A 14271-nucleotide genomic window follows, 5' to 3' on the forward strand; every position below is an offset into this window, starting at 1 on the left:
TGGTGCGTGTCGCACGGCGTGTTGCAACCATTGGACTCCCGTCGATGAAGTTGATCAACCATTTCACTCCCGTCGATGGGGCAACAACCATTTCTCTCCCGTCAACGGGCCAACAACCATTTCTCTCCCGTCAACCCGAGGCCTACTAGCCCAAAGCCGAAAGACGGTGAAATCGGCCGCGTGGTCGATGCTTACGGCTTCGGACTGGGGATCCATCTTCCGGAGCGGCGGGTGCGAGCCGCGATTGCTGCGGCGGCGTGGACTTTTCTGGCCAGGCGGGTGGGATCGTCCAAGTCGGTCCAGCTCCAGCGGACCACCGTCCAGCCGAGAGAGCGCAACTGTTCCTCGCGGTTCTTCTCCGCCGTGACAACCTGTTCCGGCAGGTGCACGCCGCGCAATTCGCTCCGGCACTCGACCGCTCCGTCGAATTCACCGATCACACCGAGTTCGGCGAAGAGGAAGTCGACTCGGCCGACGCATATTTCCGCATCGGTGAAGACCCGCGCCTGCAACTCGGGTGCCGGTAACCCACCTCGTTGGATGGCTATTCGGCTCAGGGACTCGCCGATGCTTTCGCTGCGGCCGTCCAGGAATGCAATGGCGTGCGCGGCTTTTCGGGCTCCTCTGCGCTGGCGTGCCCGCTCCAGGTGTTCCCGCAGTTCGTTGGTGGTCGTGAGCCCCAGGTGCAGTGCGTTGTCGCCGATGACGACCGCCTGCTCGAAATCCATGGAGCGTGCGATGTCCAAAACGGTCCTGGGCGGGGTGGTGACTCGGAGGTCGTTGACGATGGTGATCTCGTCCGGTTCCAGGTGCGCTGCATGGACGACGAGTTGCTTGTGGATTCGCCCACCGTTTGTTCGACTGTGCGTCAGGTGCACCCGGTCCAAAGGGATAGTCCAGGTGGGTATTCCGTGGAATACCAGCGCGGAACAGTGGCTCAGCACGGGTTCAACGGACATCGCATCGCACGTCGCGACGGCGAGCAGCACATGTCGCCCTTCGGGTGTGGGGTCCGGTTCCGGCGCATCGAGATAGCGCCCAGGTCGAATCCGTCGCCATTGTCCGGACTCGCAGCGGCGCTGCAGTTCCCGGTCGGACAGCCCCGAAGCGAGCGCCTGGCGCCGAGAGATCAGGTGAGGTGCGTCCATGCCCCGAGCGTGCCTGCCTACCGAGCGCGAAAACAGCCCCGCGTCAGCGAGTGTGCACAACACGCACCCTGTGGATAACTGGGGAAGGCCCTAACCGAGTTGCGTCATCCCGGCGGCGACCACCTGGGCGACGTTGAGCAGTTCCTCGGCGGTGGGGATGGGCACGCCGTCGAGGGCGTGCAGCCGATCGGTGCTCGCGATCGCGAACATCGCGGAGACCCAGGCGGCGGCGCAGGCGCTCAGGGTGCCGGGACGGACCGGGTTCGGCGCGCTCGCCTGCAACACCCGCGCGGTGACGTCGAGCAATTGGTCACGCAGATGGCGTAGTTGGCGGCGCACGTCGGGATGGGTATCGGCCTCGCGCCACATGATGACGCGCAGCACGGAGGAATGGTGATCGCGCAGGTTGAGCGCGGCGTCGAGCGCGACGAGACTGGCGGCCGGATCGCCTGGCGCGACAACGGTGCCGATGTCCTCGATCGGCTGCGCGGGCACCCGCTCCGCCATCAGCGCCGACAGTATCGAATCCTTGGTCGGAAAATAATAGAAGACAAGACCTTTCGGCACACCGGCGGCGCCAGCGATGGCCGCCGTCGCGGTGGCGTCGAATCCCTGTGCCGCGAAGAGCTTTTCGGCGGAGTCGAGAATGAGCTGGCGGGCGTCGCCGTCCACTTTCGCGCTACGGCGACGCCCGGCTCGCGGTTCCTTTCCCGGCCGTTGCCGACCGGGTTTCGGCATCTGCATCAGTGGTGCGGCGCCATGTTGTGCAGACGTCCCGACACCGCCGGCAGTGCCGCTACCGCGACTACCGCCGTCACTACCCCGACTACCCATGCGGTCCAGGATGCGCCCCGGTATTCGGTGAAGTCCATGGCCCACGGGGAAATGAAGAGCAGCAGACCGAACAGGCCCATCGCGTAGTCGGCGGTGGCTCCCATGGCGGGCCGGTACATCTGGGCGAGACCGGTGAGCGCGATGAGGACGCCGAGCACGATCAGTGACCACATCGCCTTGTCGGTGGTTTCCACCCACAGCGGTGACAGCGCGGCGAAGACGCCGAGCACGACGGCCAGTAAATCTTGTGCGCGACTTTCGGTGAACATGATGTGCCTCCTAGGGCTCAGGAAATGTGTCCTGCCTTTCGGTATAGACCTGATTGACCGCCCGATCAATATCGGTATGGCTACGATTGCACGGCGATCGCCGAGTGACCGGCCTCACTCTGGCGCCGAACCAAGCAAACGTTAGGGTGAGCTCTGTGTCGCCTTCACCAACAGACCCCGCGCCGATCGTGATCGCCGGCGCCGGGCTCGCCGGCCTGCGTACCGCCGAGGAACTGCGCCGCGCAGGCTATGCGGGTCCGCTGATCCTGCTGGGCGACGAGTCCAGGCCGCCCTACGACCGGCCGCCGCTGTCCAAGCAATTCGTCCGCGGCGAAACCGACGACACCACGCTGCGTCCGCCGGAGTTCTTCGCGGAGAAGCAGATCGACCTGCGGCTCGGCACCGAGGCCGTCGGCGTCGACACCGCGGCGCGGCAGCTGAAGCTCGCGGACGGCAGCACGCTCGACTACGACCAGCTGATCATCGCGACCGGCCTGCGCCCGCGCCGCCTGCCGGGCCTGCCGGAGCTGCGCGGCGTGCACGTGCTGCGCGGCCACGCCGACGCCACCGCCCTGCGCGCCGAATTGGCCGATGCCGCAACCGCACTCGTGGTCGGCGCAGGCTTCATCGGCTGCGAGCTCGCGGCCAGCTTCCGCACCCGCGGCGTCGAGGTGATCCTGGTCGAACCCCAGCCGACGCCGCTCGCCTCGGTGCTCGGCGCGGAGATCGGCGCGCTCGTTGCCAGGATGCACACGGCCGCAGGCGTCGATCTGCGGTGCGGCACCGGCTTGGACACGCTTCTCGCCGAGGGCGACCGGGTCCGCGGCGCCCGCCTGTCCGACGGTGCCGAGGTGGCCGCCGACCTGGTAGTGATCGGCGTCGGATCGCGTCCGGTGACCGAATGGCTCGCCGACTCCGGCATTGCCCTCGCCGACCCGGCGGCAGGCGGTGGCGTCCTGGCCGACGAGGTGGGCCGCACCTCGGCCGACCGAGTCTGGGCCGTGGGTGATGTGGCCGCCTGGCTGCACCAGACCGGTCACCGCAAGCGGGTCGAACACTGGACCAACGCGGGCGAACAGGCACGGCTCACCGCCTGCGCCCTGCTCGGCGCGGCCGCACCGACTGTCGCCCGCGTCCCGTACTTCTGGAGCGACCAGTACGACGTCAAGATTCAGGCGCTCGGCACTCCCGCCGCGACCGACGACGTCCATCTGGTCACCGACGACGGCCGCAAATTCCTCGCCTACTACTCGCAGGACGGCACGCTGACCGGCGTCGTCGGCGCGGGCACCACGGCTCAGGTCATGAAGACCAGGGCGAAGATCGCCGCGGGCGCGCCGGTCGCGGAACTGCTCACTCCGAGCTGACTCACCGACGTCGTTCGCCGGGCCCGCGCGGTGCCCGGCGGCCGGTCCGGGCGCTACCGCGCAAATCGCGTCGGAGCGCTGTAATACGGTTGTCGATGTGATCGTCGCGCTCATCGATTCGGGTCTCGGATTGCTACCCACATCCGCCTGGCTGCGCAAGCTGCGGCCAGACGTGGATTTGCTGCTGCAATTGGACCCGGATGGCGCGCCGTGGGGGCCGAAGCCGGAGCAGTGGACGATCGAACGGGTGGTGCGGGCGGCGCGGATGTCGATCGATCTCGGCGCGGAAGTCATCGTGATTCCCTGTAATACCGCGAGCGTCACCGCACTGGAGCACGTGCGCGCCGAGGTGGGGCCGGACGTGCCGGTGGTCGGCACCGTGCCCGCGATCAAGCCCGCCGCGGCCGTCTGCCGGTCGGTGGCGGTGTGGGCCACCGCAGCGACGACGGCAAGCCGGTATCAGGCGGATCTGATCGCCAAGTTCGGCGGCGACGCGGACGTTGTCGGCGTGGCCTGTCACGGCCTGGCCGATGCGATCGATCGGGGCGACCTGGTCGGCGCCCGCGAATCCATCGCCCGCGCGGTCGAGCAGACCCCGGACGACGTCGAGGGCGTTGTCCTCGGTTGTACGCACTACCCCTTGGTGATCGACTCCATCGTCGCCGCCCTGCCTGACGGTGTCCGCCTCTTCGACAGCGCGCAAGCCGTTGCCGCACAAACCATCCGGCGCATGGACGCACTCGGCAGGCCGAACCCCGGCAACGGAGAAGTGCTGGTGCGTAACAGCGGACGGCCTGGCGCGTTGCCTGCCAGCGCCGCCACCTTCGAATCAGGTCGAATCCTCGGAGCCCAAGGCTGAATCGCTAAGGAGCCGTTCGATGAACGAACTCGCGCAGACCGCCGCCGACGTGCAGGCCGCCCTGGCGGCGGTCGCCGATGCCAAGGACGCGATCCATCTGCAGCGGTTCTTCAAAACCGGGCCAGGGGAGTACGGCGAGGGCGATGTCTTCCTCGGCGTGCGCGTGCCGATGACTCGCGGCATCGCGAAACGCTTTGCGGCACTGCCGCTCATCGAGATCGACGCGCTGCTCGACAGCGCCGTGCACGAGGATCGGTTCGCCGGGCTGATCATCCTCAACGCCAAGTTCGCCGCCGCCTCCAAGCCACGCACCTTCGACGACGAGGCGCGTGCCGCCATGGTTGATCTCTATCTGGCCGCCGTGCGCCGCGGCAGGGTGAACAACTGGGACCTGGTCGACGCCTCCGCCGAGAACATAATCGGCCCATGGCTGGCCGACAAACCCCGCGACCTGTTGTTCGAGCTCGCTGCCGCCGACTCGCTGTGGGAGCGCAGGGTTGCCTTGCTCTCCACCTTCGCGTTCATCAAGAACGGCGACGCCACAACGACTTTCGCACTGTCCGAGCGACTGCTCGACGACCACCGCGACCTCATCCAGAAGGCGCTGGGTTGGATGCTGCGCGAGGTCGGGAAGCGGATCGATCAGCGCCTGCTGACCGGCTTCCTCGACAAGCACGCGGCGCAGCTCGGCCGTACCGCGCTGAGCTATGCCACCGAGCACTTGGACGCCGTGGTTCGCGCCGACTACCGAGCGCGCTAGTGCCCCGTCCAGGAAGGTCGTTCCTGGACGAGACACCGCTTCAGAACTGGATTTTCAGGTGGTCCGTCACCGGATGTGCCTGGCAGCCGAGGATATAGCCGTTCTCGATGTCCTCCGGGTCGAGGATCTCGGCGTTGTCCATCTCGACCTTGCCCTCGAGCACCGTGCAGGCACACGACCCGCATTCGCCCTCCTGGCAGGAGTACGGCACGTCGAGACCCTTGGCCAGCATGATGTCGACCAGGGTCTGCTTGCGCGGCCAGCTCAGCTCGTGCACCTCGCCGTCGAGTTCCACCTCGACGGTGGCCGCGTCGGCCGCTTCCTCGTCGGACACCTCGACCGGCGCCTGATCCGCGAACGGATCTCCCGCAAGGGAATTGAACACCTCGGCATGGGTGCGCGCGCGTGGCACGCCGAGCTGGCCGAGTGCGTCGTGCACGCGATCCATGAACGGCTTCGGCCCGCACATGAACGCCTCGAACTCCTGGTACGGGGTGACCAGGGTGGCCAACGCGTCCGCGGTCGGCAAGCCTTGCAGATATTCGAGCCAGTGGATGACGGTCAACCGCTGCGGATGCTTGTCCGCCAGCTCACGCAGCTCGGCCGCGAAGATCACCGATTCGTGGTCGCGATTGGCGTACACCAGCACGACTCGGCCGTTGCCGCGGGCGAGCGCCGACTTGAGGATCGACATCACCGGCGTGATGCCGCTGCCCGCGCCGAACAGCAACAGGTCGGCGTCGAGATCCTTCGGCGTGAAAACACCTGAGGGCGGCAGTACTTCGAGCGAGTCGCCCGGTTTCACGTTGTCGCACACCCAGTTCGAGCCGTAGCCGCCGACCGTCCGCTTGATGGTGACCTTCGGCCGATCGTCGGTGTACGGCGAGCTGGCGAGCGAATAGCACCTGGCCACCGAGCCGGTCAGCTCGCTCGGGATGCGCAGCGTCAGGAACTGGCCCGGCTGATAGCGGAAGCGATCGTGCAGCTCGTCGGGGATGTCGAAGACCAGCGAGCAGGTATCGATCGTCTCGGTGATGACCGCGGCTACCCGCAGCACGACCGAACGCGAGCCATGCGGCACCTCGACTGTGGGCCCACTCGTCGCCCGACCACCACCCCCCATCGCATCGCTTCGCGATACTGCGTTCATGTCGTCCTCTCGAACCAGGCGCAGGCGGCCCGTCGCTCAGGACAACCGGGTACCGCCAAAACTAGAACGTGTTTCAGTTTCATCGTACGTCGGACTTCGGCTGCCGGACAAGCTGGGCCTCGAGGCCCGCGACCAACACCTCCATGCCGAAGTCGTATGCGTACTTTCCGCGCAGGTCCGCCATGTACTTGGTGGCGCGTTCGACGGCGTCCGGGAGTGCGACATCCGACAGCGGCGCGCGATCGCGCGGGTTCACCCGGCTGCGGCCGAACAGGTAGGTGTGGATCGTCGCGTACGCGGCGAGCACGTTGCGCTCGGTGAACCCGGCCTCGAACAGGATCTCCATGATGGCCGCGATCAGATCGAGTTGTTTGCCGAGCATCTGCTCGATCAGCACGTCGCCGAGGCCTGGATGCTTGCGCAGCTTGTCGTCGATCTGATCGATCAGATCGCGCAGCCGATGCTGCCACGGGCCGGATTCCGGTGGTGGCGTGCGTACTCCGGTCAGCGCGGCGGTGGCGACGAGGTCGAGTAACTCCCGCTTGTCGGCGACGTAGTAGTACGGCGCCATCGGCGAGACGCCGAGTTCGCGGGACAGTCGCCGCATCGACAACTTCTCCACACCGTCTTCGCGGACCACCCGCAAAGCAGCCTCGACGATCTCGGACTCCGACAGAGTATTGCCGCCCCCGCTCGTCTGCATCCGTCCGACTCCCATGCCACCTCTACCACCGCGGGCGCGTGTCGCCCGTCACGTCTGTTCAGCAACTTTCCATCCGAAGTCTAGAGGGCGTCGCCGTCGGCCGGTTCGCCGTGCAGAGAAGTGGGCGCGACGGCGGCGACCAGCAAGATCGGCCGGCGACCGTCCCGCTTAGTGGAACATGTTCCATTTTGTCAGCGAATGACGTTATCGTGTGATCGCGGCTACATCGGGTGGCCGCGGCCACGGATCGCTCGCTCGGAGGTACACATGCCGGAATACGGAGCCACCGCACACACCGACACCGACAACTCGGGAACGGTCGGCACAGTCGAGACGACACAGGAATCCGCACCGCTGGTCGAGGAGACCCTCATCGAAGAGGTGTCCATCGACGGCATGTGCGGCGTCTACTGACAAGGCGGGAGAGACCATGCTCGATCTCGATACCCGATGGCAACTCCATCCGCGGGTGGCGCTGCGGCCCGAACCGTTCGGCGCGCTGCTTTACCACTTCGGCACCCGCAAGCTCTCCTTCCTGAAGAGCCCGCGGATCGTCGAGATCGTGCGGTCGCTGCCAGCACACCCGTCCGCGCGCACCGCATTGCGGGCAGCGGGCGTTTCCGACGAAAATTCCGCGCTCTATGTGAAAGCGCTGACACAGCTGGTCGATTCAGACATGATCGTCGGTGCGCCGACCGATGCCCCGTTGGCGCCCGCCGCCGAGCCCGCGCGATCGAGCGCGGCTCCGGCGCCGTCGACGGCGGGGGTGGTCCCGCCGTCCGACGCGGCGGTCCGACTGGTCGATCGGTTCGAAACCGGTCTCGCCGCACCGATTTGCCTGACCTGGGAGTTGACCTACGCCTGCAATCTGTCCTGTGTGCACTGCCTGTCCTCCTCCGGTAGGCGCGATCCACGGGAGCTGAGCACCGAGCAGTGCAAGGCGCTGATCGACGAGTTCGAGCGCATGCAGGTGTTCTACGTGAACATCGGCGGCGGCGAACCCACAGTGCGCCCGGACTTCTGGGAGCTGGTCGACTATGCGACGGCGCATCACGTCGGAGTGAAGTTCTCCACCAACGGAGTTCGGATCACCCCCGAGGTCGCCGCCCGGCTGGCCGCCAGCGACTACGTCGACGTCCAGATCTCGCTGGACGGCGCCGACGCCGCGGTGAACGACGCGGTGCGTGGTCCCGGTTCCTACGACATGGCCATCCGTGCGCTGGAAAACCTTGCGGCGGCAGGGTTCAAGGACGCGAAGATCTCCGTCGTGGCGACCAGACACAACATCGGCCAGCTCGACGAGTTCCGTGCCATCGCCGAAAGGTACGGCGCCACCTTGCGATTGACCAGACTGCGGCCCTCGGGTCGCGGTGCGGACGTGTGGGACGACCTGCATCCGACCCAGGAGCAGCAGCGGGTGCTCTACGACTGGCTGCTGCGCAACGGCGAGGGCGTGCTGACCGGCGACTCGTTCTTTCACTTGTCCGCGTTCGGTCAGGCGCTACCCGGTTTGAACATGTGTGGCGCGGGCCGGGTGGTCTGTCTTGTCGATCCGCTTGGCGATGTGTACGCCTGTCCGTTCGCCATCCACGACCGGTTCCATGCCGGAAACGTGGTGGCGGACGGTGGTTTTCGCGCCGTGTGGCAGGAGTCGGAGCTCTTCGCCGAGTTGCGGGAGCCGAGCGGCGGCGGCGCGTGCGCGTCGTGCAGTCACTACGACGCGTGCCGTGGTGGCTGCATGGCGGCGAAGTTCTTCACGGGTCTGCCTGCCGACGGTCCTGATCCCGAATGCGTGCAGGGCTATGGCGAGGCGGCGCTGGCCGACACCGCGCGGATGATCCCGCGCTCCTCGGTCGATCACTCCCGGCGGGCAACGCCGCGGGCGGCCGCGCGCAAACCCGGTCCGGTGCCGCTGACCCTGTCCGTGACGCGCCCGAGCGTTTTTCCACCTGAACGTCCGCCTGCGCGGGCCTGTGATGAGAGTCCGTTCGCGTGATGCCATGGCGATAGCCAGTCGTCTGCTGCCTGCCGCGCGGCGGGGGTCCGCCGGTTGCGACCGGCCGATTGCCGCCGCGTTGCCGGATGCTGAATTCGGCCGCGCGGTCGCGCGTCATCGTGCACTGCAACGAGTGTCACATCACTCGGCGGGACGGATTCGTGCGGAATTCTGTCCTTTTAACCGGACCGATGATGCTAATGCGCGAATCTCCGCCTAGCATGCCAGGAATGCGCCATGATCGCCTGCCCGACGGATTCGGGGTGCGGATTGATCCACGGGTACGCGCATACTCCGGAGGGCGGGTGCTGATCGGCGGTTCCCCCGCACGGTTGCTGCGACTTGCCCCGGAGGCCGCCGAGATGATCGGCGACGGGTACCTCGAGGTGACCGGTCCGAAATCCGCGACCGTTGCCAGACGGCTGCTCGACTCCGGAGTAGCCAATCCGCGTCCCCGCCTGCTTCCGTCGCCCGATGACGTGACGGTCATCGTGCCGTTGCACAACAACGCCGACGGGCTCGCCAGGTTGCTCGCCGCGCTGCGCGGACACAACGTCATCGTGGTCGACGACGGTTCGGATCAGCCGGTGCAGATCCCGCGCGACCGCGGCACCCGCTGCCGGGTGACCGTGCTGCGCCAGGACGAGAAGCAAGGGCCCGCCGCCGCGCGCAACGCCGGATTGAAGGCTGCGACAACAGACTTCGTCGCGTTCCTGGATTCGGACGTGGTGCCGCGCAGTGGCTGGCTCGAGGTGATGCTCGGACATTTCAGCGACCCGGAGGTGGCGCTGGTTGCCCCGAGGATCGTCGCGCTCGACCCGGAGTCCAACGCACTCGCCCGCTACGAGCACACGCGCTCCTCGTTGGATCTGGGCAGGCGTGAGGCCGCCGTGCAGTCGCACGGGCTGGTGTCCTACGTGCCGAGCGCCGCGCTGCTCGTGCGCCGCCGTGCCCTGCTCGAACTGGACGGGTTCGACGAGTCGATGCAGGTCGCCGAGGACGTCGATCTGTGCTGGCGGCTCGAGCAGGCAGGCTGGCGCCTGCGCTACGAGCCCGCCGCCCATGTCGCGCACGATCACCGGGTGTCGTTCCGCGCCTGGTTCGGCCGAAAGCTGTTCTACGGCACCGGCGCAGCGCCGCTCGGTGCACGTCACCCCGGCATGGTCTCGCCGCTGTCGCTGCCCTCGTGGACCATGCTCGCCGCGTTCCTGTTCGCCACCCTGTCGAAGTGGGGACTGTTCGGCGGGTTGATCACCTTGGCCACCGCGCTGGTCCGACTACGGCGGGTCTTCGCGGAGCTGGACAATCCGACGCGGATCGCCGCGATCTATCTGGCCCGCGGATTCTTCGCCGGTCTGTGGCGGCTGGCGTCGGCGATGTGCAGGCATTACTGGCCCGTGACGTTGCTGGCGATGGTGGCCTCCAAGCGAATTCGGCGCATCGCGATCACCATGGCCGTCGCGGACGGGCTGGCGGACTGGTTCACCCATCGCGATGCGGGTGGCCTGGATCCGGTGCGGTACGTGGCGTACAAGCGGCTCGACGACATCGCCTACGGCACCGGCCTGTGGCTCGGCGCCTTCCGTGCGCGCAGCGTCGAATCGCTGAAACCTACTGCGCCGTCACACTGATGGCCCACCTGGTTGTACGGTTTCGGGTTGCTCGCCATCTCGGTGTTCGTCTTATTCCGTTGCGTGGGTTGTCGATTCCTCAGTGGGAGCCGTCCCCGGCAGTGGCGGCCTGAAGGTTGAGGTTCGGATGACCGACACGCTCATCGTCGGCGGCGGCACCGCGGGTTGTGTGCTCGCGGCGCGGCTGAGCGAGGATCCGAACCACACCGTGCGGCTGCTGGAAGCCGGTCCGTTGTGGACCACGCCGGACGCAATTCCGGCGGCACTGCGCGATGCCACCCGCCTGCCGCTGGCGGCAGACGCGTCGTGGTTGTGGCACTACCCGGTTCGCCTCACCGACCGTGGCGGTACGACAAATATCGTGCGCGGCAAGGTGTTCGGTGGATCGAGCGCGGTCAATGGTAGTTATTTCGTGCGGGCAACCGGCGCGGATTTCGCGGCGTGGGCAGCGGCGGTGGAATCGTCGCGGTGCTGGTCGTCGGATGCCGTGCTGCCCGCGTACCGCCGCTCGGAAAATGACCGCGATTTCGGTGCACAGCCGTGGCACGGGCAGTCCGGCCCGATTCCGGTGCGCCGCACCGCAAATCCGGCTCCCGTGAGCGCCGAGTTCGCCGCCGCCTGTGCGGTCGAAGGCTTTCCGGCGGTCGCCGATATGAACGCACCCGATGGCACCGGCGACGGTGTCGGTCTGGTGCCGTGCAATACCGAGGCGGGCAGGCGAGTGAGCACGGCGGCCTGCTACCTGCTCCCGGTTGCGGCACGGCCGAATCTCGCTGTGCACGGTTCGGTATCGGTAGTGCGCATCCTTTTCCGCGGCACCGATGCGGTCGGTGTCGAGGTGCTCCGCGACGGCAGAGTGGAAACCTTCTCGGCCGACCGGATCGTGTTGAGCGCGGGCGCGATCGAATCCGCCGCGATACTGCAGCGTTCCGGAATCGGTCCCGCTGAACATCTTCGGGCGCTCGATATTCCGATAGTGCATCCCGCACCCGTCGGTGGCTGGTGCACCGATCATCCGGAAATCGGCCTCGAATACCGATTATCGGTGCCCGAGTGCGCCGCTGTTCCCCTGGAATACGTGTTGACCATCGACGACATCGAAATTCGACCGTATACGGTCCCTTTCACCCCGGGCCAGTGGCGACTCGGTGTGGCATTGATGCGACCCGAGTCCGCAGGCGTGCTGCGCCTGCGGTCGGCCGACCCCGCGGTGCCGCCTGCTATCGAGTACCGGTACCTCGCCGCAGAGCACGATCGGACGCGGCTACGCGCCGCGGTGGCGACGGCGACGGAGATCATCCGGAAGATGGGCGCGACGGCATGCACTGACCCGATGCCGGGACCGCCGCACGCGGCCGACGACTGGCTGCACGCGAATCTGGCAACCTCGCAACATTTATCCGGAACCTGTCGGATGGGACCTGCCAACGACGACCGCGCGGTGGTGGACGAGTTGTGTCGAGTGCACGGAGTCGACGGTTTGTCGGTGGTCGATCTTTCCGTCGTTCCGGTGCCGTTGAGCCGAGGCCCGCAAGCGACCACGGTGATGATTGCGGAAAACGTGGCGGGCTTTCCCGTCCGATGAAAGCGAAAGACGAATAGGTCACATTTGTGCGTGGTGCAAACACGGTGTGACCTGGCGGACAAACCCGGACATCCGCCCTTGTCGCGAGATACGCGCCGGTACAGTTTGGGGCGGAAAGAAAGGCAAATGGTCAGCAACATTGCAGGTGGGCGGCCCCCACAGCACGGCGTCGAGCCGGGAACGCAACTCGGCGCGCTCGAATCCTATGCCGCGCAGGCCCACGGCCACCTCGGCGCGGGTGGCGATCAGCTTACCCAGCTTGCCGGATTGTTGCGCCCGGCTGTGCTCGAATCCTGGCTGCGCAGTGTGCGCGGCGGCGTCGACCCGATGGAGCCGCTGGACGGACGCGGCCTGCGTGGCGCCGATCTGCATCGCTACCGCGAGGCGCATCCAACTGCCGCGCTGATGCCGCTGATCGACAAGCTTCTCGTACAGGACACTGCCGGAACGGGTTTGATCGTCGTGGTCGCCGACCAGTTCGGTCGCGTGCTCTCGGTGCAGGGCAACCCGGACCAGGTGGGCGCCGCGGCCGAGATCGGCCTGCGGGCAGGCGACGATCTCAGTGAGCGCCGCATCGGGACGAACGCGGTCGGCCTCGTGGTCCGCACCGGGCGGCCCGCCTGGATCCACGGCCCGGAACACTTCCTGCATCGGATGCATCAGATCACCGGAGCCGCTGCGCCCGTGCATGATCCGGACGGCAGGCTGGTCGGCGTGCTGATGATCGCCGGCGGTGTGCGGGTCGCCCAGCCCGAGATCCTCGCGTTGGTGAAGGCGGCCGCGGCGGCCGCGGAGATGGATCTGCTGCTGGCCGCGATGCGGTCGAGTCGGCACGGCTCGCCCGGCGGGCAGCCCGTGGACGCGTCCGGCAGGCTCGGGCTCGACGTGCTCGGCCTCGGGCAGCCGCAACTGAGCATCGCGGGCGATCGGATTGCGTTGTCGCAGCGGCATTCCGAAATCCTGCTGTTGCTCACCGAGCACCCGGAGGGGCTCGGCGCCGATCATCTCGCGTTGTTGCTCGACGATACGGATCTGGACAACGGCACCATCCGCGCCGCGGTGTCGCGGCTGCGTGCCGTCGTCGGTCCGACGGTATTCGGCTCGCGCCCTTACCGTTTGCGTGTCCATATCGCAACAGATGTGGAGGCGCTGCGCGCCGCGCTCGACTCCGGTGATGTCGATGCGGCATTACGGCTCTATGCCGGACCGGTGCTGCCGCGCTCGACCGCGCCGGGAATTATCGACATTCGCGACGAGCTGCGGGTGCGGCTGCGGACTGCGATGTTGAGCTCGGGGGACGCCGCACTGCTTCGGCGGTGGACGGCGGGCGCGGCAGGGCGCGACGACGCCGCGGCATGGGCCGCGTACCGGGCGACGGTCGACCGTGAATCGCCGCTATATGCGCAGATCGAGGCCAAGATTCGGGTGCTCGATCGGCGGCTCGGCGCCGATGCAACGTGGATGCAACGTTCCCGCTCATAGTCTGCACTTCCAAAAGTGTGGTAGCTCACATACGCGACAGTAAAGTGGTCGCGCGCCCCGCTCTGCGTCGTAGCTTCGGCCCAGGTAGCTGCACTGGTCAAGCGTCCAGAAGTTTTTAGGGGAAAAAGTTCCTTTTTATTAACTAAGGGCCTAATGTTCGCAATGCACGGATCAGCTCCGTGTGACGTAGCTGACATAGCCGCGGCGCCCGCTGCGCGGCAATGAAGTTGGAGGACCGATCAAGAGCTAGGCAGAGCCGTCGGTGGGCGCGGCGCTCGCCACGGCGGTGACCATGCCGGGTCGCCGATCCCCGTTCAACGCACATCTGTCGGATCTCGCGTGGTGACGCCGTCGCGTCACCCGCCTCGCCGAATCGCCTGTGGTGGTCGATGCCATGCGGCAGGGCGGAAAACCCTGCCGCAGCGGCTTATTCGTGCTGCCCAAATGCGCTCGGCCAGCTTTTGTTTCGCCGATCTAGGAGGCTCTG

General features: G+C 67.0%; 13 protein-coding genes. 8 read left to right on the forward strand and 5 right to left on the reverse strand.

Annotated elements, in window-relative coordinates:
• Nucleotides 1-191 precede the first annotated feature (191 nt).
• From NA11_RS22315 to NA11_RS22325, 3 genes are all read right to left on the reverse strand, one after another.
• The gene (locus tag NA11_RS22315) at nucleotides 192-1148 is read right to left on the reverse strand and encodes a type IV toxin-antitoxin system AbiEi family antitoxin domain-containing protein (RefSeq protein WP_069163914.1); all 957 of its coding nucleotides are present in this window, start codon (nucleotides 1146-1148) and stop codon (nucleotides 192-194) included.
• Nucleotides 1149-1238: 90 nt separating this feature from the next.
• On the reverse strand, nucleotides 1239-1886 hold the full coding sequence (locus NA11_RS22320) for a TetR/AcrR family transcriptional regulator (RefSeq protein WP_069163958.1): 648 nt from the start codon (nucleotides 1884-1886) through the stop codon (nucleotides 1239-1241).
• A 5-nt stretch (nucleotides 1887-1891) separates the two neighbouring features.
• Nucleotides 1892-2251 carry an SPW repeat domain-containing protein gene (locus tag NA11_RS22325; protein WP_069163915.1) on the reverse strand — a complete coding sequence of 120 codons (360 nt, stop codon included), beginning with the start codon at nucleotides 2249-2251 and terminating at the stop codon, nucleotides 1892-1894.
• A 155-nt stretch (nucleotides 2252-2406) separates the two neighbouring features.
• Between NA11_RS22325 and NA11_RS22330 the strand changes: the two genes are divergently transcribed.
• The 3 genes from NA11_RS22330 to NA11_RS22340 all read left to right on the forward strand — a co-directional run bounded on the left by NA11_RS22330 (nucleotide 2407) and on the right by NA11_RS22340 (nucleotide 5237).
• On the forward strand, nucleotides 2407-3618 hold the full coding sequence (locus NA11_RS22330) for an NAD(P)/FAD-dependent oxidoreductase (protein WP_245746054.1): 1212 nt from the start codon (nucleotides 2407-2409) through the stop codon (nucleotides 3616-3618).
• A gap of 97 nt (nucleotides 3619-3715) precedes the next feature.
• A complete protein-coding gene (locus tag NA11_RS22335) occupies nucleotides 3716-4477 on the forward strand; it encodes a glutamate racemase (RefSeq protein ID WP_069163916.1) in 762 nt (253 codons plus the stop codon).
• A 19-nt stretch (nucleotides 4478-4496) separates the two neighbouring features.
• Nucleotides 4497-5237, forward strand: a complete 741-nt coding sequence (locus NA11_RS22340; RefSeq protein ID WP_069163917.1) for a DNA alkylation repair protein — start codon at nucleotides 4497-4499, stop codon at nucleotides 5235-5237.
• 40 nt (nucleotides 5238-5277) lie between these two features.
• Here the strand turns inward: NA11_RS22340 and NA11_RS22345 are convergent, their stop codons facing one another.
• Nucleotides 5278-6360, reverse strand: a complete 1083-nt coding sequence (locus NA11_RS22345; RefSeq protein WP_069163918.1) for a ferredoxin--NADP reductase — start codon at nucleotides 6358-6360, stop codon at nucleotides 5278-5280.
• Nucleotides 6361-6466: 106 nt separating this feature from the next.
• A complete protein-coding gene (gene mftR2, locus NA11_RS22350; protein ID WP_084654947.1) occupies nucleotides 6467-7090 on the reverse strand; it encodes a mycofactocin system transcriptional regulator MftR2 in 624 nt (207 codons plus the stop codon).
• Between the two features lie 267 nt (nucleotides 7091-7357).
• Here mftR2 and mftA point away from each other — a divergent pair, with 267 nt between their 5' ends.
• The 5 genes from mftA to NA11_RS22375 all read left to right on the forward strand — a co-directional run bounded on the left by mftA (nucleotide 7358) and on the right by NA11_RS22375 (nucleotide 13784).
• Nucleotides 7358-7504 (forward strand): mycofactocin precursor MftA, encoded by a 147-nt coding sequence (gene mftA, locus NA11_RS46350; RefSeq protein WP_069163919.1) that lies wholly within the window; start codon nucleotides 7358-7360, stop codon nucleotides 7502-7504.
• Between the two features lie 16 nt (nucleotides 7505-7520).
• Nucleotides 7521-9086 carry a mycofactocin radical SAM maturase gene (gene mftC / locus NA11_RS22360; RefSeq protein WP_084654950.1) on the forward strand — a complete coding sequence of 522 codons (1566 nt, stop codon included), beginning with the start codon at nucleotides 7521-7523 and terminating at the stop codon, nucleotides 9084-9086.
• Between the two features lie 230 nt (nucleotides 9087-9316).
• On the forward strand, nucleotides 9317-10717 hold the full coding sequence (mftF, locus tag NA11_RS22365; RefSeq protein ID WP_069163962.1) for a mycofactocin biosynthesis glycosyltransferase MftF: 1401 nt from the start codon (nucleotides 9317-9319) through the stop codon (nucleotides 10715-10717).
• 127 nt (nucleotides 10718-10844) lie between these two features.
• Nucleotides 10845-12302, forward strand: a complete 1458-nt coding sequence (gene mftG / locus NA11_RS22370) for a mycofactocin dehydrogenase MftG (RefSeq protein ID WP_069163963.1) — start codon at nucleotides 10845-10847, stop codon at nucleotides 12300-12302.
• Nucleotides 12303-12428: 126 nt separating this feature from the next.
• Entirely contained in the window at nucleotides 12429-13784 is a 1356-nt protein-coding gene (locus NA11_RS22375; protein WP_069163920.1) for a GAF domain-containing protein, read from the forward strand.
• Nucleotides 13785-14271 lie beyond the last annotated feature (487 nt).

Origin of the sequence: Nocardia altamirensis NBRC 108246 (assembly GCF_001612685.1) — a bacterium.
Taxonomy (GTDB): domain Bacteria; phylum Actinomycetota; class Actinomycetes; order Mycobacteriales; family Mycobacteriaceae; genus Nocardia; species Nocardia altamirensis.

Excerpts from the sequence above, each read along its gene's own strand:
- mftC (WP_084654950.1), top strand. The coding sequence starts at position 7,521 with ATGCTCGATCTCGATACCCGATGGCAACTCCATCCGCGGGTGGCGCTG.
- NA11_RS22345 (WP_069163918.1), bottom strand. The coding sequence starts at position 6,360 with ATGGGGGGTGGTGGTCGGGCGACGAGTGGGCCCACAGTCGAGGTGCCG.
- mftR2 (WP_084654947.1), bottom strand. The coding sequence starts at position 7,090 with ATGCAGACGAGCGGGGGCGGCAATACTCTGTCGGAGTCCGAGATCGTC.
- mftG (WP_069163963.1), top strand. The coding sequence starts at position 10,845 with ATGACCGACACGCTCATCGTCGGCGGCGGCACCGCGGGTTGTGTGCTC.
- mftF (WP_069163962.1), top strand. The coding sequence starts at position 9,317 with ATGCGCCATGATCGCCTGCCCGACGGATTCGGGGTGCGGATTGATCCA.
- NA11_RS22375 (WP_069163920.1), top strand. The coding sequence starts at position 12,429 with ATGGTCAGCAACATTGCAGGTGGGCGGCCCCCACAGCACGGCGTCGAG.
- NA11_RS22315 (WP_069163914.1), bottom strand. The coding sequence starts at position 1,148 with ATGGACGCACCTCACCTGATCTCTCGGCGCCAGGCGCTCGCTTCGGGG.
- NA11_RS22320 (WP_069163958.1), bottom strand. The coding sequence starts at position 1,886 with ATGCCGAAACCCGGTCGGCAACGGCCGGGAAAGGAACCGCGAGCCGGG.
- NA11_RS22340 (WP_069163917.1), top strand. The coding sequence starts at position 4,497 with ATGAACGAACTCGCGCAGACCGCCGCCGACGTGCAGGCCGCCCTGGCG.
- NA11_RS22325 (WP_069163915.1), bottom strand. The coding sequence starts at position 2,251 with ATGTTCACCGAAAGTCGCGCACAAGATTTACTGGCCGTCGTGCTCGGC.
- mftA (WP_069163919.1), top strand. The coding sequence starts at position 7,358 with ATGCCGGAATACGGAGCCACCGCACACACCGACACCGACAACTCGGGA.